Origin of the sequence: Flagellimonas aquimarina (genome assembly GCF_003149745.1) — a bacterium.
Classification (GTDB): Bacteria; Bacteroidota; Bacteroidia; order Flavobacteriales; family Flavobacteriaceae; genus Flagellimonas; species Flagellimonas aquimarina.
In genome coordinates this window covers 308,388-332,220 of sequence record NZ_QGEG01000001.1, presented here as the reverse complement: position 1 = coordinate 332,220, position 23,833 = coordinate 308,388, and the positions used below count along the sequence as shown (strand labels likewise).

The 23,833-nt window shown below is 39.0% G+C and carries 13 protein-coding genes and 1 tRNA gene; 9 read left to right on the top strand and 5 right to left on the bottom strand.

The features are described 5' to 3' along the window. Window positions 1-19: 19 nt before the first annotated feature. On the bottom strand, window positions 20-1,336 hold the full coding sequence (locus tag DKG77_RS01440; protein ID WP_109659495.1) for an HTTM domain-containing protein: 1,317 nt from the start codon (window positions 1,334-1,336) through the stop codon (window positions 20-22). A 1-nt stretch (window position 1,337) separates the two neighbouring features. Then, complete coding sequence (locus DKG77_RS01435) at window positions 1,338-2,267, bottom strand: bifunctional riboflavin kinase/FAD synthetase (protein WP_109659493.1); 930 nt, start codon at window positions 2,265-2,267, stop codon at window positions 1,338-1,340. Between the two features lie 55 nt (window positions 2,268-2,322). On the opposite strand from DKG77_RS01435, the gene DKG77_RS01430 reads away from it, so the two are divergent. Beyond that, window positions 2,323-6,093 carry a reprolysin-like metallopeptidase gene (locus tag DKG77_RS01430; protein ID WP_109659492.1) on the top strand — a complete coding sequence of 1,257 codons (3,771 nt, stop codon included), beginning with the start codon at window positions 2,323-2,325 and terminating at the stop codon, window positions 6,091-6,093. Beyond that, on the top strand, window positions 6,090-6,776 hold the full coding sequence (locus DKG77_RS01425; RefSeq protein WP_109659490.1) for a hypothetical protein: 687 nt from the start codon (window positions 6,090-6,092) through the stop codon (window positions 6,774-6,776). Before DKG77_RS01430 ends, DKG77_RS01425 begins: the two co-directional genes overlap by 4 nt. A 2-nt stretch (window positions 6,777-6,778) precedes the next feature. On the opposite strand, the gene pth is transcribed toward DKG77_RS01425, so the two are convergent. The 3 genes from pth to DKG77_RS01410 form a co-directional block, all read right to left on the bottom strand. Next, window positions 6,779-7,408 (bottom strand): aminoacyl-tRNA hydrolase, encoded by a 630-nt coding sequence (pth, locus tag DKG77_RS01420; protein ID WP_109661364.1) that lies wholly within the window; start codon window positions 7,406-7,408, stop codon window positions 6,779-6,781. An 83-nt stretch (window positions 7,409-7,491) separates the two neighbouring features. Then, window positions 7,492-8,148, bottom strand: a complete 657-nt coding sequence (locus DKG77_RS01415; RefSeq protein WP_109659488.1) for a 50S ribosomal protein L25/general stress protein Ctc — start codon at window positions 8,146-8,148, stop codon at window positions 7,492-7,494. Between the two features lie 19 nt (window positions 8,149-8,167). Then, a complete protein-coding gene (locus DKG77_RS01410) occupies window positions 8,168-9,109 on the bottom strand; it encodes a ribose-phosphate pyrophosphokinase (protein ID WP_109659486.1) in 942 nt (313 codons plus the stop codon). A 152-nt stretch (window positions 9,110-9,261) separates the two neighbouring features. On the opposite strand from DKG77_RS01410, the gene DKG77_RS01405 reads away from it, so the two are divergent. The 7 genes from DKG77_RS01405 to DKG77_RS01375 all read left to right on the top strand — a co-directional run bounded on the left by DKG77_RS01405 (window position 9,262) and on the right by DKG77_RS01375 (window position 23,829). Then, a tRNA-Leu gene (locus tag DKG77_RS01405) sits at window positions 9,262-9,342 on the top strand. 473 nt (window positions 9,343-9,815) lie between these two features. Further along, a complete protein-coding gene (locus DKG77_RS01400) occupies window positions 9,816-9,938 on the top strand; it encodes an NAD(P)-binding protein (protein WP_243414871.1) in 123 nt (40 codons plus the stop codon). A 194-nt stretch (window positions 9,939-10,132) separates the two neighbouring features. Continuing rightward, window positions 10,133-10,819: a DUF4386 domain-containing protein gene (locus tag DKG77_RS01395; protein ID WP_109659484.1), complete on the top strand. Its 687-nt coding sequence runs from the start codon at window positions 10,133-10,135 to the stop codon at window positions 10,817-10,819. Window positions 10,820-10,903: 84 nt separating this feature from the next. Beyond that, on the top strand, window positions 10,904-11,380 hold the full coding sequence (locus DKG77_RS01390) for a hypothetical protein (RefSeq protein WP_109659482.1): 477 nt from the start codon (window positions 10,904-10,906) through the stop codon (window positions 11,378-11,380). Window positions 11,381-11,445: 65 nt separating this feature from the next. Further along, window positions 11,446-12,345, top strand: a complete 900-nt coding sequence (locus tag DKG77_RS01385; protein ID WP_109659480.1) for an alpha/beta fold hydrolase — start codon at window positions 11,446-11,448, stop codon at window positions 12,343-12,345. Between the two features lie 218 nt (window positions 12,346-12,563). Next, window positions 12,564-13,118 (top strand): hypothetical protein, encoded by a 555-nt coding sequence (locus DKG77_RS01380; RefSeq protein ID WP_133248398.1) that lies wholly within the window; start codon window positions 12,564-12,566, stop codon window positions 13,116-13,118. A gap of 577 nt (window positions 13,119-13,695) precedes the next feature. Continuing rightward, window positions 13,696-23,829 (top strand): PKD domain-containing protein, encoded by a 10,134-nt coding sequence (locus tag DKG77_RS01375; protein ID WP_109659476.1) that lies wholly within the window; start codon window positions 13,696-13,698, stop codon window positions 23,827-23,829. Window positions 23,830-23,833 lie beyond the last annotated feature (4 nt).

Here is a 23,833-nt window from a genome sequence, read left to right as displayed (position 1 = left end):
TAAGGAAGTTGACCAACAATTATTCTTTTTGTGATGGCCTTATCCACTCGTTATGAGAAAAATGTTTCCAAGGCACACTTGCCAGGTCTACATTTGGATCGATAAATTGATGGTAATTATTGTCATTCACTTTAACCCTGCCACTTACAAATACCTGAATGTCTTCACCTTTTTTTCTGTATTCTTCTTTTAAATGTTGAGCGAATTGCCAGATGAAATCAGGATAACAGGCCACCTTTCTTTTTTGTTTTTTGGTAAGGTATTCATCCAAATTAATATAACTGCCCTTGCCTGTTTCTTTGTTTAAAACCTTAAAGGTTATATTTCCTGTGCGACTGCGCAACATCATGCGCCAACTCATACGATGACCTTCTTCCGTCCATAACACATCATCTTTAAAGGTGTGATGTCTAAGAGGGAGAGCCAGCTGTACCAAAAAGTAAATGCTTAAGGCGCCCACCAATAAGCTTGCATTTTTTGGAAGGGTTGTTTCATTATCAATCGTTATAGTTTTTTCTTTTAAGAAGATATTTCTAATGGTCTGTGGTTCAAAAAAGAACACGGTAAAAGCCAATGATAGATAAGGGAAAATACCTATTTGAAAAACTACACTATTAAATAGATGGAAAAATATGGAGAATGCAAAAGCAATTTTTCTGGTAGGCTTCCATAGCAAGGCAGGAACAATCAATAAATCGAAAAGAATCCCAAAAACCGCTACTATTTTATGTATCCATTCTTGTTGCAGCAATTCTCCAATTAAGAAATAATCCTTTTTGGATTTCATCAATATTTCAATTATGCTAAAATCTAACCAATCTCCATACAATTTGGCTATGGAGGCATATGTATATACGATGAACAGTTGCAGGATAATGACCCAACGGACCCAATTGTACATTGTATTGGAACTAAATTTTGGGTTTAATTTGGTGTCTAATGAAAGGCTTCGGCCAGCAGGCAAAAAAGCCATAATGAAAGCCAGCAGCATTAGCAGATAATAATGGTTGTTGTATGAGGTTTTCTGCATTAAATAAACTCCGGTCCACATAAAGGCAAAGGCAAAGGCACTAAACCTATATTTATAGCCAAGAGCTATTAAAAGACCCAGTGTTCCCATAATTGCAAAATAGATATACATTCCGTTACCAGGGATTGGCTGTAGCCATTCAAACCCAATAAAAGAAAATGTGAACTTGGGCTCTATTAGCGTTCTGCGAACCCAGCCTGTCGCAATGGCCCCATAACATTCTGCACTTACCAGTAATCCATAGAACACTCTGAAAATTATCAGCTGCGAATTGTCTATTTTTTTAAAAAGAAATTGATTCAACATCTTATTTTGCAATTAAAGAGAGTGAATGGTTTCTATCCTTTTTTAACTGTTCTTTCAGTTCCTGAACCGAATCAAATTTGTGCTCATCCCTAATGCGATGTAAAATACTCACCTGAATTTTTTTGTCATAAAGATTTCCTTCAAATTCAAAAAAGTTGACCTCTATGCTCCTTTCTATTCCAGATACTGTTGGGTTAAAACCAATGTTCATCATTCCATGATATGCTGTATCATTCAGGAGGCTCTTGACCACATATACCCCATTTTTTGGAATTAGTTTGTAATCTTCCGCTATATGGAGGTTGGCCGTTGGAAACCCAAATTCTTTACCAAGACCTTTGCCTTTTTTAACGACTCCGGTAAGCATGTAAGCATAATTTAAATATGTGTTGGCGGTGGTAATATCACCATCTAAAAGAGCATTTCTGATTTTCGTGGAACTTACAGAGACTTCATCTATTTCTTGGGCAGGGATTTCTTCAACTTCAAAATCCAAGGTGTTTCCAAACGCAATCAAATCCTGAATGTTGGCATTACGATTTCTGCCAAACCTATGGTCATATCCGATTATAATTACTTTTGTTCTTAAATTATTTACAAGTATATCCCTAACAAATTCTGTTGCAGAAAGTCTTGAAAAGTCTTTTGTGAAGGGGTGGACAATGAGGTAATCTAGACCCAAAGAGTCAAGAATCTGTATTTTCTCTTCTAAGGTGTTCAATAGCTTAATGTCCGTATCTTTTTGTAAAACCATCCTAGGATGGGGGAAAAAAGTAAGCACGGTGGACTTCAAGCCTGTGTTTTTGGCACTATTTATGAGGCGTTCCAATATCTTGCGGTGACCAAGGTGCACTCCGTCAAAAGTGCCAATGGTAACAGCTGTGTGAAACGTAGTATCGGTAAACTGAGAAATGCCTTGGATTGTTTTCACTTAATAAAGAAAATAAAAAAGGCTTATTTTTGAATTTGACTTACGCCCCTTATGCATGAAAGCTAAATTACATCTTGTTTTTTCAATAACCATATTTTTTACCTGCTTTTGCGCATTTGGACAACAAGCATATTGGAAAACTATTCCCGTAAAATCGAGTTTTAAGAGTGCATCGCTCAAAGATATGGGTAAGGCCAATGCTGTTTTTTCTTTGGATAAAACCCTTTTTTCAAAAAAACTCAACTCCCTTTCCAATTCTAAAAACGGAAAACATCAAATCTATCTTCCAGACCATAAAGGGAATGTGGTAGCATTTAATATAGTAGAAACCTCGGTTCTTCATCCAGATCTAGCAAAGAAATATCCAAATATAAGGTCGTTTTCCGGTCATAGTTTGGATGGAAAGTATAAAGTGAAGCTTAGTAGTTCGCATAAAGGGCTTCAAAGTATGATGGTAAATTTAGAGGACAGAAAAACTGCATTTATGGAGCAGTTGTCCAACAAAAACAATTCATACGTTATTTATGAAAGAGGTGCAGGATCTTCTGGGAAAGATGGATTTACTTGTGATACTGAGAAATTGCAGCAAAGTGTCGAAAAAACAATTACCCCTTTGGTAGATGATCAAATGCTACGCAAGTTTAGAATAGCAGTTTCCACTACAGGAGAGTATACAGATTTTCATGGAGGAACGGTTGCCGATGCTCTAGCCGCCATAAATGCAACTCTAACAAGAGTTAATGAGGTTTTTGAAACTGATTTAGGAGTGACTTTGGAATTGATTCCCAATAATGATTTGGTAATATTTACAGATCCACTCACAGATCCGTACAATGGTAATTTAAATGGAGAAGTGCAGAATACACTTACCACAACGATTGGAGAAGAAAATTATGATGTAGGCCATCTTTTTAATAAGGTTGGTGAAGGTGAAGATAACGGTAATGCGGGTTTTATTGGCGCTGTATGTTCTGACAATAGAAAAGGAAGTGCATTCTCATCTGCTTTTAGTCCCCAAGGAGATGTTTTTGATTTGGATTTTGTTTCTCATGAATTAGGACATCAGTTTGGTGCCAACCATACATGGTCGTTTGAATCTGAAGGCACAGGCGTACAAGCAGAACCTGCAAGCGGTACAACAATTATGGGCTATGCCGGTATTGTTACAGGAAACAACGTAGCTCCTAACGGAGACGATTACTATCATTACAACAGTATCCTTCAAATTTCGAATTATTTGGAAAGTGTCTCTTGTGCACAGACTACCGTACTTACCAACAATCCTCCGGTCCTAACGCCAGTTGGTGATTTTATTATCCCAAAAAGTACTGCCTTTGTGCTTGAGGGAATTGCGACGGATGTTGATGTTGATGATGTTTTGACCTTCACATGGGAACAAATAGACAACGGAGTGGTAACTACAAGCACTTTTGGGCCAGAAAATCCAAGTGGGGCCAATTTTAGATCATTGCCCCCCACTACAAACCCGGCAAGATATTTTCCAAGATTGTCAAGAGTTGTTCAAGGAAATTTAACTCAGACCAATCCAGCTACAAATGATGCATGGGAAACTGTTTCGAGTATACAGCGTAACTTAAGTTTTGCATTTACCGTTAGGGACAATGCTGTTGGGGGAGGGCAGGTGGTTTCAGACTTGCTTGATGTGCAGGTAATCAGTTCTGCAGGGCCATTTTTGGTTACATCGCAAGCAGCAAATGAGATTTACGAAGGTGGTTCCGTTCAGGAAATAACCTGGGATGTTGCCAATACCAACATTTCGCCAATTAATGTCGGAACCGTTGATATTTTTCTTTCATTGGATGGGGGCATTAGCTTCCCCATTACCTTGGCAGAAGATGTTCTTAATGATGGAAGTGAGGAAATACTTGTTCCCGGAAACGCTACTGATATGGCTCGTATCATGGTCAAAGCAAGTGATAATGTCTTTTTTGCCGTTAATTCGGACAATTTTTCCATTCAAGAATCACAAGTTGTATTAAATCTTCAAAACTTATCTTTTGAAACCTGTCAGCCAGATGATATTATTGTTGATTTCACTTATCAAACCTTTTCAGGATTTAATGAAACCTCAACATTTTCTGCTGATTTGCCCATTGGCTTAAATGCTGCTTTTGTTCCCGCACTGGCAGATGCAAATGATACGGCCGTTGAACTAACTATTTCCAACACCAATGCTGTTGCTCCAGGAGTGTACCCAATAACCATTACATCTACTTCCGCTTCGGAGACAAAAATTGTTCCACTTTCCCTAGTGATAAAGGATACGAATTTTTCAAATGTGGTTCTGGTTTCTCCAGCAGATAGCCAAGCAAATGTATCTATAAGCACACAACTTAATTGGGAGGACAATCCCTTATATTCAGATTATGACATTGAAATTGCGACGGATATTGGTTTTGCCAATATTATAGAGTCTGCCACGGTACCTTTTAATTTATACCAATCAAATGGTTTGGCTGCTGAAACTGATTATTTTTGGAGGATAAGGCCTAAAAACAATTGTGGGACAGGGTCTTTTGGAACACCGTTTAGTTTTACTACCATACAAGTGGATTGTAAAAATATGGAACCGAATGACTTGCCGTTGGAGATTTCCAACGTAGGTACTCCAACAATATCAACTTCAGTGCAATTTTTTGAAGACCTGCCTATTTCAGATGTTAATGTGGGTCTAGAGTTTACCCACACCTATTTAGAAGACCTTAGAATAAGTTTGATTTCCCCTTCGGGCACAAGAGTTGTTCTAATTTCAAATACTTGTGGTGAACTAAATAATTTAAATGCAATTTTTGATGATGATGGAGCACCAATTGTTTGTTCAGGAAATCCTGCAATTTCTGGAACTGTAAGCCCTTTAGGTTCTTTAGCCTCTTTGAAAGGGGAATCTACACTTGGAGAATGGGTTTTGGAAATTCAAGATACTGCCAATGGAGATGGAGGTTCTTTGGTGGCATTCTCACTAGAGGTATGTGTTGAAGGAGCTTTTAGGCCAGATGAGGATGAAGACGGTGTTTTTGATGATGGTGATGACTTGTGTTTGGGCACCCCAAAAGGTGTTGAAGTGGATACAAGTGGTTGCCCGGTAAATAGGTTTCCTTCGGATAATTTTTTGGTACAAATAGAAAGTGAAGCATGCAGGAACAATAATGATGGTACGGTGTCCGTAACGGCTTCAGATACCTCAATAACGTATTCTGCCACCTTAGACGGTGAGGGAAATACCTTGAATATGGATTTTTCAGAAACGCATATTTTTCAAGGCTTGCAAGCCGGCAATTATTCTTTGTGCATAACAGGTACAAATGGCGCAATTACATATCAAGAAACGTGTTTTGCAATCGTAATTTCAGAACCAGAACTTTTAAGTGCTTCAGCGGTTGTTACTGCGAATGTGCTAGCACTTTCATTAAATGGTGGGGAATTCTACAATGTGGAATTAAATGGACTGGTGACACAAACTGTGGATTCTGAAATTCAACTCAACCTGAAAAATGGTCGCAATACGTTAAAAATTTCAACCAATTTGCCATGCCAAGGTACTTATGAGGATTCCTTCTTTATTTCGTCTAAACCCATAGTTTATCCTAATCCTGTTGGCGCAAGCACCAAGGTTTTTCTAAATGGGATTATTGGTGAAGTTGAGGTTCAAGTCTTCTCTGCTAATGGAAGATTAGTGCACCAGCAAGTAAAAGAGACAAATGGGAATGAACTCGAAATGGATTTTTCAACTTTGCCTACGGGAGCTTACTATATGAGCATTCAAAGTTTGGATATAAAGGAAGTGTTTAAATTGATAAAAGAATGAAGCATTTTTTTCTAAGCATACTGATTCTGATCCTGCTCTCTTCTTGTGGAGGGAATGATGATCCGCCACCTGCTCCAGTTGGTGCAAATCTGGTTTTTCCTTTAGAAAGTTCAGAATGTACAACAGGAGTCAGTATTAATGATACGCAAAGCCAGGTAACCTTTGAATGGCTAGCTTCTGCAAATACGGATAGTTACACTTTAAGTGCGGTAAATTTGGAGACAAATATGCCGCAAACAATTTCTACCGCAGCAACTTCTGCGAGTTTGCCCATTGGTAAAGGAACTCCGTATTCATGGTCCGTTACCTCGCGTAATTCTAGTTCTGATCAAATAGCCACTAGTGAAACATGGTTGTTTTATAATTCAGGTTCCCAGACAACATATGCGCCATTTCCTGCTCAATTGGTAAGTCCTTTATCTGGTTCGACGGTGCAAAAAAGCATTGCCAATGAAATTGCTTTATCATGGTCAGGAGCGGATGTCGATAGTGATATCAGCGGATTTGAAATTTTCTTTTCAGACCAAAACCCGCCAACATCTTCAGTAGGAAATACCACTTCTACCATAACGGAATTAGTGGTCAGTGTTGAGTCCAACACGATTTATTATTGGAAAGTTATTACTACCGATTTGGAGGGCAATACGTCTGATTCTGGCGTATTTGAATTTAAGATTTTATAGCTCTATGTGCCATTAAATTGGTTCATCGTATTCTTAACGCCCGAGAACACAAAAGAACGAATTAAATCTGCTGCTTTGCACAACCTTTCTGATAGATGTTTTGTTTCATCAGCATTCCACTTTCCTAGGACATAATCAACCTGCTTTCCTTTTCCAAATTCAGAACCAACGCCAAATCTAAAACGATTGTATTGCGATGTTTGCAAGGTATTTTGAATATCCTTCAGGCCATTATGTCCACCATCACTACCTTTGGTCTTTAGGCGGATGGTGCCAAAATCAAGATTGATGTCATCTGTTACAATCAGTACGTTTTCTAAAGGAATTTTTTCCTTTTCCATCCAATACTTAACTGCTTTACCGCTCAAGTTCATGTAAGTAGATGGTTTTAAACATAAAATACTCCTTCCCTTATGTTTAAAAGTGGCAACAGCACCCAGTTTTACGCTTTCAAAAGTAAAGTCTTCCTGCTCAGATAGAAAATCCAAGATTTTAAAACCAATATTGTGCCGTGTTTCTTCGTACTCGGATCCTATGTTTCCAAGGCCAACAACTAGGAATTTTTTCATGGTATCAGTTTCTTCCAATAACTGTTTTGGTATTCTAAAAAATGCCTTGAAAAGTTGAAACATTTGAAGATTTCCATTTATCCAAAAATACAAAAGCATCCCAAAACAAAAAGTCGGGATGCTTTTTTATATAGTAGTTATGTTAACTATTCAGTAGCTTCAGCTGCTGGTGCTTCTGCTCCGTCTGCGGATGCTTCTGCTCCTTCAGCGCCTTCTTCACCTTCAGTTTCTTCTTCATCTTCTTCATCTTCAACAGATACTCTAGAAGCTTTTACCTGTACCACTGCGGTACTATCTGGATGAAGAATGGAGTAATCATCATTTAAAAGTGTTTCCACTGGGATGGTACCACCAATTTTCAGCTTTGAAATATCAATAGTGATAAAATCAGGAAGCAAGTCCGGAAGTGCTTTAATAGAAAGTTTTCTTTTTCTGAAAAGCAAACGACCACCATTTCTAACACCTGGTGAATTTCCTTCTAAACGCACAGGAATATTCATTGTAACAGGTTTGTCACTGAACAATTGATAAAAATCTATGTGAAGAATTTTATCCGTTACAGGATGAAACTGGATGTCCTGTAATACAGCTTTCAACTTTTGGCCATCTTCCAACTCAATCACAGCAGTGTGCGCGTTAGGAGTATACACTAAATGTCTGAATGCTAGTTCATCAGCTGAAAAGTGTAATGGTTTATCCCCTCCGTACAGTACGCAAGGGACCTTTCCAGCATTACGTAGAGCTTTGGTAGATACCTTGCCCACGCTTTCTCTTTGAGATCCTTTGATAGTAATTGACTTCATTATATATATTAAAATTGATTTACATTAAAAATTTTGACGATATGGAAGTATTGTGGTGAACCCTGTGCATAACATCTGCAAAAAGATCCGCGCAACCCAATATCTTTATTTTTTTCTTATCGTGCTCGACAGGAATAGAATCGGTAACAATAAGTTCTAACAGCTTTGATTTTTCTATTTTCTCATACGCATTTCCAGACAACAATCCGTGTGTGGTAATAGCACGTACACTTTTTGCCCCTCGTTCCATCATAAGGTCGGCCGCTTTGGTCAATGTGCCAGCTGTATCTACCATATCATCCACCAAAACCACGTTTTTACCTGTTACTTCACCAATTAATTCCATGTGTGAAATTACATTGGCTTTGGCACGTTGCTTATAACAAATAACCACATCACACTCCAACGCTTTGGAGTAAGCATAGGCCCTTTTAGATCCACCCATGTCTGGCGAGGCAATACATAAGTTATCCAAATTAAGTCCCTTTAGATAGGGTAAAAACAAGGTTGACGCAAAAAGATGATCTACCGGTTTTTCAAAAAAACCTTGAATTTGATCAGCATGCAAGTCCATGGTAATAATGCGGGTAGCACCTGCGGTCTCCAACATTTTAGCCACCAACTTAGCAGCAATTGGAACCCTTGGTTTGTCTTTTCTATCTTGCCTGGCCCATCCAAAATAAGGCATTACCGCCGTAATATGCCTAGCGGATGCTCTTTTAGCAGCGTCGATCATTAACAACATTTCCATTAAATTTTCCGAACCAGGATTGGTAGAGCCAATAATAAAAATACGCGTCCCTCTGATGGACTCTTCAAATGAAGGTTGAAATTCACCATCGCTGTATCTAGAGAAAAGAACCTTACCTAAGTCTGCACCGTAGGAGGCTGCAATCTTCTCACCAAGCACGGTACTTTGGGTACAAGCAAAAATTTTAGGTTCGGGAACTTGATACGACATTGCAATCTGTTGTTAGCTAGCCTTTTAAAATAACTTTTTATAAAAGAGGTGCAAATTTATAAATTAATTCGGGTTGCTAAAGGATTAATGAAGGTATTTTTGGTGGTAAATGAAATTATTTTTTAGCTTTGCAGTCCTTTTAGAAAATTAATGCTCGAGTGGCGGAACTGGTAGACGCGCTGGATTCAAAATCCAGTTCCTTTGGAGTGTGGGTTCGATTCCCACCTCGAGTACTAAAAAGCTTAGATGAAAATCTAAGCTTTTTTTATGCTCAGGTACAACATTTTGCTGTTTTTTAGAGGGTCATTTGGAATTGTATATTTTGATGTCTTTTAATACCAAAATTTATTAAATAGTATAATAAGGCGTCCCTTAAAACCTTCCTTATATGGAGCTTTCCAAGAACTACGAATCAATTAATGGTTGGTGACAAAAGGTTATCGGCAAAAAGTGCTCGCCAAACTGATTTTCATCATTTTATCATAGCTTTTTCAATAGTATTTTCGATTAGTTATTCCCATATCACGGAAAACTTTATCCCATTCTTTCCAGTTCTCCCATTTGATATTATACGATGTCAAACCGGTTGCCTACCTAAAAGTCGGATTGTGCACTAAATAAACTACTATGAAATATAATACGATTATCATCGGGGGGATTGGCTGGATTGACTGCCAGAGCCACCCTATCAAAATTTGGTAAGAAAGTGCTTTTATTGGAACAGCACCACAAACCTGGGGGCTGTGCAACCACATTTAAACAAGGGGATTTCATTATAGAAGTCGGCTTGCACGAAATGAGAGGACGATATCTTGAGGTTTCAAGTTGAACTGGATGACAGCGGCTTTTCTAAAAGCTGAAGGCTAATAAAAATTAATGATAAGGGCATTGTATATGGACCTATGGTTTATGTCTAAAAAAGTAGAAAAGTGTGGTAGTGCAACAATGTATATGGAATCACTGTTCCCATTTGGTGGCAACGCTTGATGTTCTTACAGTTATCCGTAATTAATAATATATTTTATGTATTCAAATAAGCATATAGCCAAAATTGTCGGGACATTATTTATAACTGCTACTATTACTTCTTCACTGAGCATCTGGATTACAGAACCCGCTCTTGAAGCAACTAATTTTCTTAAAGCATTTTCTGAATATTCAAATCAAATTGTAGCAGCTATGCTTCTCATGCTTATAGATGCTATTTCAGTTGTATTTATCGCGATATTGTTATTCCCTATTCTTAAAAAGAATAGTGAAAGGTTGGCACTGGGTTATGTTGGAATGCGAATTATGGAAGGTATTCTATTCGCTGCTTATGTTGTGATATTGTTAACTGTTTTGTCTATAAGCAAGGAATATTCATCCAGTAACGTTCAGGATGCTAGTAACTTCAAACTCATAGGTCGATCCTTATTGATTTTAGCGGAATGGGCATTCGACATAGGACTCGGAATTGTATTTACTATTTCCGCCCTGATATTGAATTACATATTATTCCGATTTGCACTCGTCCCTAGATGGTTGTCCGTTTGGGGCTTTCTCGGTGCACTGGTAACGATGACCATAGTGCTATTGAAATTTTATGACATTCAAGTAACTGAAGCCCTGGATTTTATAATAGGAATACAAGAAATGGTGTTTGCCATATGGCTCATTGTAAAGGGCTTAACATATGAATCGCCAAAACAAACAGACAATAATGTGTAACAGATCATAGCTGCCTTTCGGCAAGCTACTTTTGTTATAATCACCAATGGGCCTTACATTAAAAAACAGACTATTATAAAGATCATGCGTATATGGAAACGTGCTCACAAACGAATACCAAGTCATTTCAAAAAACGAAATCAGAAAAATATAGGATATCATATTGATTTAAAAAGTGTAAGCATCGACAAATACAAAGAGGTTTTGAAATCTGCCAACTTGATTCCAAGTAGAATGATTTTGAAAGAGAACACCAGCAACAATCTTGATATAATTAAAAGCCATAATATTGAAGATGTTGAGGTATTGCAAAAAACCTTAAGGGATAAAAATAAGCTTCAAGAACTTTCAAAAAAATTCGGTATATCGGTAAGGTTTTTAGAAGTATTGAGAGTAGCAATAAATGGGCATCTACAGAAACCTAATAGAATAAAAGATTTTTCTTGTATTGATGAGGCCATTGTACTGGGACTTGAAAAATTGGGATTAAAAAATACAATGAAACTGTATGGAGAAGTATTGACCAAAGAAAAAAGAAATGAGCTTTCAAATATAACATGAGTTGAAAGATTTTATGTTTTAAAGTTTGGGGCCATTATATTAACTCGTCACAGAAGGATATTAAAATGAATGAATCTTATCACCCTTTTAAGTCAGAAAAAGCAAAAGAAAAATATCTTGCTTTCAATGATAAACATGCTAAACTTTGGCCTGTTCCTTCAAAGAATAAATGTATTGAAACCTCTAATGGAAAAACTTTTGTTAGAATAAGTGGTGCAGAAGATAAACCACCTTTAATTCTTTTACCCGGGGACACTGAAAATTCATTGTCTTGGATGCCCCAGATAAAGGATTTTTCAGAACACTATCAAACATATGCGTTAGACAATATCTATGACAATGGGCGAAGTATATATTACCGACCTTTGAAAAAGCCCAGAGATTTTGTTCACTGGTTAAATGAAGTGTTTGATGCATTGAATCTGAAAAACAATATTAATCTTTTAGGATTTTCATATGGTGGGTGGATTACGAGTATTTATACGCTGGCTCATCCAGAAAGGCTCAATAAAACCATACTTATCTCTCCTTCTTCAACAGTATTTCAACCAAGAATACGTTACTTGATACCTGCAATATTCGTACATTTTTTTCCATTTCATTTCTTTGTAAAAAAACTAGTCTATTGGGAAAGAAAATGTTTGGTAAAACAAGGAGAGTTAGGTCGGGCTATTGCAGACCAAATGACTGAAGATATCGTATTGGCCGGGAGATGTTTCAAAAAAGGAAAATTTATCGATCCGACCGTTTTAAGTGACCATGATTTACAAAATCTTAAAGTTCCTATAATGTACCTTATTGGGGAAAAAGAAGTTTTATACCCTGCTGATAAAGTTGTGAAGCGCCTTAATGATATTGCACCACAGATAAAAACAATAATTGTTCCCGATGCCAGCCACGATATAACGCATTCCCGTGCAGAGTTGGTCAATAGAAAGGTTCTTGATTTTTTACAAGAGCAATAATGTTTACCAACACACCAACATACAACAACATAGCCCATGAAAAAACTTGATCCAGTTCTTTAAAGCTAATTATTATTTACTTTTTTACTCGAGTCAGAGAGTAAGATGCATCCTACACAAAACATTGTATACCATTAGCTTACAGTGCCTTATATGACAAAAATCATTTCATAAACTTATACACGATAGTAATTTGCTTTCAAAATCATATCCATATCATGAAAGCAACATTTTTATCTATCTGCCTCATGTTACTATTCAGTTTCTCTTACGGACAAGCAGATAATCAATCAACCAAAAATACTACCGTAGGTTTTGAACTAGATGCAGTGCCCTATATCTTCAAAGGATATTATGGTTCGGTCTGGGTTGGTCACAATCATTTGAGATATAGAGCAGTCATTACAAAAATAGAAACACCTGACTTTGTTTTAGAAGATGGTTTTACCAACAATGAAATGAAAGTTTATGCGGCCATTGTGGATTACTTTTTTAAACCTGACTTTGAAGGTTGGTGGATAGGTCCAGGTCTAGAGTATTGGGACGCTACGATACAGACCGATGCTAAATTGGAAACTGCAGAATACAATAATATAATATTTACTCTTGGCGGAGGATATGTCTGGAAGTTCTATAAGAATTTCTATTTGAACCCGTGGGTAGCTGGGCATTTAAGAATAGGCGGGGATAAAGACGTCATGGTAGACCAAAGTACATTTGAAACAAAACTAATAATTCCTGAAATATCTGTAAAGCTTGGCTGGCATTTCTAAAGATAAACTGTAAATCATGAAAACCGCATTAATCATTATTGGAGTAATTTTAGCTTTAATCACCTCTTAACGTATTTAAATATATGGTTATCAATTAGTTAATATGTTATTGCGTATTGAGTTGGATTCAAAATCCAGTTCCTTTGAAGTGTGGGTTCGATTGCCACCTCGAGTACTAAAAAGCTTAGATGAAAATCTAAGCTTTTTTTAGTTGGTTGAACCTTTAAATGTAAAATTTAAGGGCCTATGACAACCTAATTCTCCCATAGATTCTCACTCAACTTATTACCTCATTTTTTTGTTTTAATGATTTTATATAAATCCTAGCCGTACAAAATCATTTTTCCATCGTAATTACCTTATAATCAATGTAGTTTGAAACTCTGATTTATCTTGTTTTGACCTGATTACGGCGGGTGTGAATTGTAAATTGCTAAGGATTCTATAAATCTTTCATCCATTATCCGACGTTTCACAACAAATGATCGTTGAAATACAACATATTTTCCCTTTAGTCGATGGTAGTAGATATGTTTGAATATTCTTACATATTAAGAACAACCTCATTTTTTTGACTATGAACACACTTCTAACCCACCAAAAAAAAGGAAAACTTCTCTTATTTTTTGTGTTTTTGCTAACCTCATTTCAATTGAGTTATGCTCAGAATTGTTCTGTCAATGCAGGAATACCGGAAACGATATGTGAGAATGATGGAACATTTACTTTATCAGGATCATCTTCTGGTCTTGTTCAAAGTGGTCCAACTTGGTCCCAAGTGGGAGGGCCATCCGTAATCATTAACGATACATCCAACCTCAATACGGGCATAACCGGATTGGTAGGTGGAAATACGTATACATTTAGACTTAGTGCTACATGTACTGATGGAACTTCACAGTTTCAGGATGTTGATATTACCGTTGAACCAATTACAATTTCAAATGCAGGAAGTGATATAGCATCTTGCCCAGACAATACAGGTGCAATTACAACGAATGCCAATACTCCACTCAATGCTGGGGAAACTGGGCAATGGAGTGTTGTAGGCAGCAATGATGCAGGTGTAATTATTAATTCGCCAACTTCTCCTACCACCAGTTTAACTCTACCAGAAACCAATGCGGGCAGTACCACTTTGCAGTGGACAATTACAGGAGCTGACTATGCACCTGGACAATTTTGTGAGTCATCTTCTACTATTACAGTTACAAATTATGGCGGTGTTCCTGCAGTTAGTGCTGGAGGTGATCAAAACTTGGATAATTGTTATGCAGTTACCCAATCCACGACCATGAGCGGTAGTTTTGGAGGTAATAATATTAACGGGCAAGTTGGAATTTGGTCTTTTGTTAGTGGCCCAAGTACTCCGAGCTTTTCAAATGCAAACGCTAACAACACTAATGTTTCTGGACTTATTGAAGGGGTCTATGTCTTTAGATGGTCAGTAAGTGGGCCCTGTGCAAGCGGAGAGGATACAATGACAATTACTGTTGCAGAAGCTACGCAAGACATTTCTCCTGCCTCAATACAAGATAACAATATACGTTTTTGCGATGCTGGTATTACCACTGTTACCCTTGCGGGTTCGCAACCATTGTTCACTGGAGAGACAGTTACATGGACTCAGACAGGTGGGCCTCTGGCGGGAATTAATATATTAAACCCTAACTCCAGCACTACACAGATTAGCGGTTTAGATGGAAGTAGTACCTATGAGTTTACCTATACCATAACAAATGCTGCCACCTTATGTGATGATTCGGCTACAGCTACTGTTCGTTATTCTACAAACCCTGTTTCAATTTCTGCAAATCCGGCTGGAGGTGGCGCTGATATCGTTGCAATCTGCGGGGTTACAAGTGTGGATATTCCTTTTTCAACTACTGGAAATGGGACCAATACCTATAGTATTATTAATGGCCCAAGTGGATCTACTTTAGTAGATGCAAGTACATTTACAAACACGGGGAGTACACCATTAAATATAGATTTTGATGTTGAAGGAACCTATACCATACTACTTAGAAGAACCTTAAGTGGAACAATACAAACTGGTTGTGATGTAGCTACAGATGCTATTAATGTAACCATAGCTTTAGCACCTACCGCTTCCAATGCGGGAACAGACCAAACCTTAGCTTGTAATATAACGGATACGGATATCACAGGAAATGTTGTTACAATAGGAAACTCACTATGGTCCCAGATTAGTGGTCCAAATAGCGCTACAATAGGAAGTCCATACGCAAGAACAACAAATGTTTCTAATTTAATCGCAGGAACTTATGTTTTCCAATATGGAATATCTGGCGGTAATGCTTGTGCACCATCCGCAGAGGATACCGTGGAAATTACAGTATCGTCAAATGTAGCGGTTGCAACTGCCGCTGGAACAGACCAAACTATTTGCTTTGGTGCTCCAACACAATTGGATGGTAATGCCCCACCAACTTCAAACTTGGTAGGAACATGGACGGTGGATACTGCACCTGTAGGAGCAACTATTGTTTTTGATGATGAGAACGACCCTAAAACTTTGGTATCCGGATTGGATGATCCAAATGAAACATATATTTTCTTATGGACAATTGCAAACCCAAATGATATCACCTGTCCAACACCTGGAACCGATACTGTTACCATAAATACAAGTGCAACACAAGGACCAACTTTAGCAGATGCAGGACCAGATCAATGTTTAGGAGTAGGATCTACTTCGGTAACCCTAGCTGGAAATCAACCTGCAGGTGATGAAACCGGAACATGGACAGCTGTTCCTGCTGTTGGAATAGCATTTGATAATCCAAATCAGTTCGATACTGATGCAACTATTACTATTGAACAAAGCTATATACTTACTTGGACTCTGGAGAAGACCGCTCCTGGTTGCCAGGCCACTACGGATGATGTAGAGATTACCATTGGGGCTAATGCAGTCTCAAATGCAGGATTGGACCAAACGGCATGTCAATCTATATTTACTATGGATGCAACAGCGTCTGTGGGAAATAGCGGAATCTGGACGCAAGTATCTGGGCCTGGAGGATTTTCAATTGATGACGAAACCAGTCCTACGGCTCAAATTACATTTTCTTTTTCAGGACAATATATTTTTGAATGGACAGCCAATAATGGTTCCTGTTCCACTGATACTGACCAAGTAACTCTGAATGTTGGTATTCCACCTACAACCGCTGCGGTGACCACACCTATAGAGACAATATGTTCTTCAACAACAATAACATTAGATGGTAATCCATTTGATAGCAACATTGAAACGGGATATTGGACCTTACTTTCTGGAGCGCCCAATACGCCAACATTTTCTGATGTCAATGACCCAAATGCAATGATTACTGGTATGGTTTCCGGAACCTATACATTTCGTTGGACCATAGCCGGAGACAGTAATTGCCCGACCACTTTTGCCGATAAAACCGTTAATGTCTTTGTTCCTGCCGATGCTGGACCGGATTTAGACTTTTGTCAAGTAGAAAACTTTCTTCTAGAAGCAACTTTTGGTTCTACCGGTACTTGGGTGCAGACATTTGGACCAGGAGTAGGCGTAATTCCAGGAACGCCGGCAACTATAACACAAAACCCATCTGATAGCAATGTTGCAGAAGTAAGTAATATAGAATTAGGAAGGGTATACAGATTTCAATTCACAACAAACTATCCAGGAGCTACTGGCTGTGGCAATACATCAGACGAAGTACAGGTGGAATCAAGCGGACTGCCAACCATCCTTCCAGATGCAGGCCCAGATCAACTTTTGTGCCTTGGTGATTTAGTCGTGCCAAATCAAACCACATTGGCAGGAAATACCCCGCCAGATGATGTGGATATAGCTCGATGGAGTTTTTTGGAAGAGCCGGCGGGAAGTGTGGCGGTCATTACTAATGATCAAAATGAAAATTCTACTATAACCGGACTAAGTGTTGCCGGCTCCTACATTTTGGAGTGGAATTTCCAATCAGGAAACTGCTCTAATACCGCAGATATTATTAGGATTCAGGTTTTTGATGCTCCTTCAATTGCAAATGCTGGGCCAGATCAAGCCACAGCATGCCAATCAGAGGTGCAACTTAATGCCGATGTTCCAACATCAGGTACAGGAACATGGACCTTTACAACGGACCCTTCGGGAGGTGCAGCGGTAATTGATAATCCTAATTCCCCAACATCAACACTATCAAATATTACTGCAACAGGAACATATGTGTTAACATGGACAGTTGCACACAATGGTATTACGTTTGTAGATAGTCCATCTGCCTGCGACCCGAGTTCAGATACTGTGAATATAACTTTCCCGGCGGATGCACCATCAACCGCGGATGCAGGACCTGATCAAGAATTTTGTGCTGTCACACAGACGAACATGGCAGCTGCGGCTATTTTAGTGGGCACAGGAACTTGGACCCAAACAGCTGGTCCAGGGTTTGGAGGAACCCCGGGAACTCCTGCCAATATCGTGGCACCGAATAGCGAAACTACATTGATTGATACACTAGAGCCAGGCACTTATGAATTTACTTGGACTGTAGTTAATGGAGGCTGTACGTTTACAGATACAATGGAAGTAATAATTTATGCTGACCCAATTAGCACAGATGCAGGAGTAGATCAATCTTTGAATCAATTTTCAACCGTTACTTTGGCCGCCGATCCAGCATTGGCAGGAACAGGTACATGGACACAGATTTCTGGACCAACCACTGCAGGTTTTGTAAATGAAAATGACCCCAATACGGAAGTTTTTGGGGCAAATTCAGGTGTTTATGTTTTTCAATGGACGGTTTCAAATGGTACATGTACTCCAGTATCGGATACTGTTCAAATCTCATTGATTGGGATTGATTTAGAACTTACAAAATCAGTTTTACCTGTATCTGCCAATCCGGGAGATACGGTAACGTTTACAATAGATGTGTTCAATAATGATGCATCTACAGCTTCTGATGCATCTGGGGTCACCGTTAGGGATGTTATCCCTTCGGGATATGCCTTGGTGCCTGGTACGGTCAGTAATAGTGGTGTATACAATATTGGCGATTTATCCATCACCTGGTCTAACCTTTCTATTTTAAATGGAGCTACAACGAGTTTAACTTTTGATGCAACTGTTAATTCTTCAGGAGATTATGTAAATACAGCTGAAATTACTGCCAATGATACTTTTGATATAGATTCTACGGTAAACAATGGTCTTGCTGGCGAAGATGATCAAGACAGTGCAGAAGTAACCATAACTTCTGCGGATTTAAGTCTTTCAAAAGATATTAGCGCAGCGTCAAGCTTAACACCAAATGTTGGTGATACAGTAGTTTTTGAACTGACAATTACGAATGCAGGTCCCGATACTGCAACAAATATTACCCTTGAGGATGCAGTACCGTCTGGATTTAACATAGGCACCATTAACAACGGTGGAGTCAATTCTGGAGGAACGATTAATTGGAACATAGCTTCATTGGCTGTAGGAACGACTACGGTATCTTATGAAGTAACAGTGAATGCACCTACTGGCGCTTCCAATGAGTACGTAAATACTGCTGAGATTACCGCAGCGGATCAATTTGATCCGAATAGTACGCCAAGTAATGATGATGGAGATCAAAGTGAGGATGACGAAGACTCAGTATCCCTAACTGTCTCAGAAGAAGCTGATCTAAGTATTGCCAAAAGCATAATTGTTGGATCAACAACTCCAAATGTTGGAGATACCATCACCTTTGAACTTATACTTTCCAATACTGGACCAAACAATGCCACAGGTGTTGCCGTGGAAGATGTGCTTCCAATAGGATTCACACTTGGTGCGGTAAATGGTGGAGGTGCAGCACTTGGAAATATGGCCAGTTGGACCGGATTGTTTGTTCCTTCTGGTGGAAATATTGCATTGACCTATCAAGCTTCTGTGAATACTCCAACAGGTGCGCCGGGAGAGTACACCAATAGCGCACAAATTACGGCGAGCAATCAATTTGATCCCGATAGTGATCCTACAGTCGGATCTGGAGCAGATGATTTGGGTGATACCATTGCTGACGATGATGAAACAGGTTTAACCATAACCCCTCAAGTCGCTAATCTTTCAATGGATAAATCCGTAAGTGACTCAACGCCGGATATTGGCGATACAATAACATTTACAGTTCAAGTGGATAATGCTGGACCTAGTATTGCAACCAACGTAACTATTGAAGATCAGGTTCCGTCTGGTTATGCCATTGTAGGTGGTTCAGTATCCGATGGAGGAATATTTAATTTAGGGGGTTCAGAGGTTATTTGGACATTGACAAATATACCTTTGACAGGTGCAACCCTTACCTATCAAGCAACAGTAAATCCACCTACCGGGACACTTGGAGAATATGAAAATATAGTACAAGTTACCGCTGCGGATCAATATGATCCAAATAGCACACCAAATAATGATACCGGTACGCAAAGCGAAGATGATGAAGATGCACAAACAGTTGTCCCAACTGCTGCAGATTTAAGTCTAGTAAAAGATATAAGTGTGGCGTCAAGTGCAACATCTAATGTTGGTGACACTGTAATTTTTGAGTTGACTATCACTAATGCAGGTCCGGATACCGCAACAAATATTGTTTTGGAAGATATTGTTCCTTCTGGGTATACTCTGGGTACAATCAATAATGGAGGATCTGCAATTGCCGGTACTTTCTTAACATGGAATATTGCTTCATTGGCAGTAGGGGCAACAACCGTTTCATATGAAGTGACGGTAAATGCACCAACAGGAACTACCGATGAATACCTAAATACAGCTGAAATTGCTGCTGTAGATCAATTTGATCCGGACAGTGACGCAGGAAATGATGACGGTGATCAAGACGAGGATGATGAAGACTTTTTTGTGGTAACGCCTCAAGTAGTTGATTTGGAATTGGAAATATTGGCAAGTAACACAACACCAGATGTTGGCGATGTGGTCACCTTTACAATTAATTTGAGCAATCTGGGAGATGTGGCAGCCTCTGGAGTTTCTATTGAAAATCTTGTTCCCCCCGGATACGGAAGCATTTCTGGAATAAGCAATGGAGGGACTTTTAGTTTTGTTTCCGATATAATCACTTGGACAGGTCTTGCCGTTCCTTTGGGAACAAACACAACGGTGCTGACCTTTAATGCTACTGTATTGACACCAACAGGGGCAGTAGGGGAATTTACCCATATTGCTGAGGTAACAGCAAGCGATCAATATGATGTTGATAGCACTCCAAATAATGATACGGGAAGTCAGAGCGAAGATGATGAAGATGCGGTTACTGCGGCCCCAGTGCAGGCAGACCTTTCCTTAACCAAAATTGTAGTAGATAATGACCTAACTCCTAACGTGGGCGATGAAATAAGTTTTGAGATAACCGTTTCAAACATTGGACCAGCAGATGCTACCAATGTAGTTGTAACAGATCAATTACCTACTGGTTTTGATTATGTTTTATATAGCGCTACGGCAGGAATTTATAATGATACAACAGGGGAGTGGCAAGTAGGAACAGTGGCTGGTGGAACATCGGAAACTATTATTATTGATGTTTTAGTAAATGCTTCAGGAAACTATACCAATACTGCCCAGATAACAGCTTCGGATGCTTTTGATATTGATTCTACTCCAAGTAATGGAGTTTTAGCGGAAGATGATCAAGATGATGTAACGATTACTCCAACAGCTTTAATAGATCTTTCTTTAACGAAAGATGTGGACAATTCCAATCCAGATGTAAATTCCAATGTGGTATTTACATTAACGGTTGCCAACTCGGGACCTAGTGATGCTACATCTGTTGAAGTAACAGACTTGCTTCCATCAGGATTTGCCTATGTGTTGGATGATGGTGGTGGAGATTATACCAGTGGTACTGGTGTATGGGATGTAGGATCTTTGATAAGCGGAGCTACAGAAACATTAAATATTACGGCAACTGTAAATGTTACCGGTAATTATACCAATGTTGCGGAAGTAACCGCGCATGACCAAGCAGACAGTGATTCTACACCAAACAATGGAGTTGCTGGAGAAGATGACCAGGACGATGCTGTAGTTAATGCTAGACCTTTGGTCGATATTTCGGTTACAAAAACAGCTGATGACCTTACTCCAAATGTGGGCGACCAAATAGTATTTACAGTTTCTGTGCTTAATGATGGCCCAAATGATGCTACCAATGTTGTAGTCACAGATTTCTTGGAATCTGGTTATGAGTTTGTAAGTGCTGTTCCATCCAATGGAGTTTACGAACCCCTAAATGGATCTTGGACAATTGGCAATTTGGCCAATGGAGCCTCAGAAACTATAGTTATTACGGCAAATGTACTTCCCAATGGAGACTACACCAATATAGCTGAGCTAACTGATCTAACAGAGACGGATATCGATTCCGAACCTGCAAACAATGATGATACAGAAGATGATCAACAGACAATAGAACCGATTCCCGTATTGGTTTCGGATTTAGTTTTACGTAAATCGGTTGATGTTCTAAGTCCGTTAGTGGGTGAAGAGGTGATTTTTAATATTAGTATTACCAACAATGGACCTAGTGATGTTACGGGGGTTGAAGTGCTGGATTTGTTACCATCAGGATATACCTATGTTTCCAACAATAGAACCGCAGGAGTTTACATTCCTGCAACAGGTATTTGGGAACTTAATGGTGTTATTCCAAATGGAACTACGGAAACTTTAAATATTGTAGCGACGGTAAATCCTACTGGAGATTATTTCAACGTTACCGAAGTTTTTTCTTCAAGTAATTTGGACCCTAATTCCATTCCTAATAACAACAATATATTTGAGAACGATCAAGACAGCGCAGGAACAACACCAATTCCAGCAGCAGATTTAGCACTGGATAAAACAGTTGACAATGAATTTCCTGATGTTGGTTCAAACGTGACTTTTTCAGTGACCATAACCAATGAAGGGCCGAGCGATGCTACAGGTGTGGTGGTTTCTGACGTTTTGCCATCAGGATACACCTATATTTCTGATGATTCGGGGGGGACATACAGTTCAGCTAGCGGGCTTTGGAATGTTGGTTCAGTAACAGGTGGAAATAGCGCAGTGTTAAACGTAACAGCGCAAGTGAATGCTACAGGAAATTATGTGAATAGTGCTGAAGTTATTACATCTATACAATTAGACCCTGATTCTACGCCAGGAAATAATGTTCTAATTGAAGATGATCAAGATGAACAATCTACTTCGCCAAGAGCAGTAACAGATATATCGGTTACTAAAACTGCGGATAACCTTAGTCCCTTGGTAGGTGACCAAATAGTCTTTACCGTAACGGTGAATAATTCTGGCCCTAACGATGCTTCAGGATTGGTTATTGAAGATGCCTTGGCATCTGGTTATAGTTTTGTGTCCGCAACTACATCTTCTGGTATCTATGATGGAATAACTGGGGGATGGGCATTGGCGACCATTGCCAACGGAGCTTCAGAAACCTTGCAGATCACCGCTTTGGTTTTGTCAAGCGGAGATTATAGAAACACGGCGGAGCTTATTGCTTTGGACACTTTTGATCCTGATTCAACTCCTGATAACAAATTAAATTCAGAAGACGATCAAGATACTGTTGTTCCAGTTCCAGATGGACTAGCAGATTTATCATTGACCAAAACTGTGAACAATGGAACACCAAATGTTGGTGATGTGGTTGAGTTCACCCTAAACGTTAATAACAATGGGTCAAGTGATGCAACAGGAGTAGTGATTACTGATTTACTGCCATCTGGTTATACGTATCAATCTCACATAACCACTGCGGGAATCTATGATTTCAATGCAGGAATATGGAATATCAACGGTACAATCCTAAATCAAAGTACAGAAACATTGGTGGTGTTGGCCACGGTAAATACGCCATCAGGAACTATTGATGAGTATTTGAATGTTGCAATAATATCCGCAAGTGATTTATCAGATCCAGATAGTAACCCAAATCAAGGGATTGATGTGGATGACCTTTCAGATGGCCTGGATGATGATGATGAAGCCATTGCATTTGTAACTCCGCAAACTACGGATATTGCTGTTACAAAAACGGTAGACAATAATTCCCCTAATATTGGAGATCAGGTTGTGTTCACTATCACAGTGACCAATCAAGGCAGTGTTGCTGCAACCAATATTGGTATTGAAGAGCAATTGCCTTCTGGTTTCAGATTGATTACTACTCAAGCCTCAGTAGGTGCTTATGATGAAATTTCAGGTTTTTGGGAAATAGAGAATTTAGATATTCTGGGAACGTCCAGTCTGCAACTTACGGTCGAAGTTTTGGATATCAATGATTATGTAAACACGGCGAGCTTGGCCTTTGTTGATCAACTGGATGTAAATACTGCTAATGATTCTGACCAAGCATCTGTTGAGCCTTCCTGTTTAACTATTTATAACGAGTTTTCACCAAATGGAGATGGTGTCAATGAGTTCTTTAAAATTGACTGTATTTCTAGATACCCAAACAATGTGCTACAGGTGTACAACCGATGGGGAAACATTGTATATGAGCAGCGCTCCTACAATAATGATTGGGACGGGACCTCTACTGGTCGCGCAACAGTGCAGAAAGGAGATTTATTGCCAGTAGGTACATATTACTACGTATTGGATCTTGGAGATGGCTCAGAGCCAAGAACGGATTGGTTATACATAAATCGATAGTAAA

Bases quoted from the DNA above. Each gene is read 5' to 3' on its own strand.
- DKG77_RS01440 (WP_109659495.1), bottom strand. From the start codon at position 1,336: ATGTTGAATCAATTTCTTTTTAAAAAAATAGACAATTCGCAGCTGATA.
- DKG77_RS01430 (WP_109659492.1), top strand. From the start codon at position 2,323: ATGAAAGCTAAATTACATCTTGTTTTTTCAATAACCATATTTTTTACC.
- DKG77_RS01425 (WP_109659490.1), top strand. From the start codon at position 6,090: ATGAAGCATTTTTTTCTAAGCATACTGATTCTGATCCTGCTCTCTTCT.
- pth (WP_109661364.1), bottom strand. From the start codon at position 7,408: ATGTTTCAACTTTTCAAGGCATTTTTTAGAATACCAAAACAGTTATTG.
- DKG77_RS01415 (WP_109659488.1), bottom strand. From the start codon at position 8,148: ATGAAGTCAATTACTATCAAAGGATCTCAAAGAGAAAGCGTGGGCAAG.
- DKG77_RS01410 (WP_109659486.1), bottom strand. From the start codon at position 9,109: ATGTCGTATCAAGTTCCCGAACCTAAAATTTTTGCTTGTACCCAAAGT.
- DKG77_RS01395 (WP_109659484.1), top strand. From the start codon at position 10,133: ATGTATTCAAATAAGCATATAGCCAAAATTGTCGGGACATTATTTATA.
- DKG77_RS01390 (WP_109659482.1), top strand. From the start codon at position 10,904: ATGCGTATATGGAAACGTGCTCACAAACGAATACCAAGTCATTTCAAA.
- DKG77_RS01385 (WP_109659480.1), top strand. From the start codon at position 11,446: ATGAATGAATCTTATCACCCTTTTAAGTCAGAAAAAGCAAAAGAAAAA.
- DKG77_RS01380 (WP_133248398.1), top strand. From the start codon at position 12,564: ATGAAAGCAACATTTTTATCTATCTGCCTCATGTTACTATTCAGTTTC.
- DKG77_RS01375 (WP_109659476.1), top strand. From the start codon at position 13,696: ATGAACACACTTCTAACCCACCAAAAAAAAGGAAAACTTCTCTTATTT.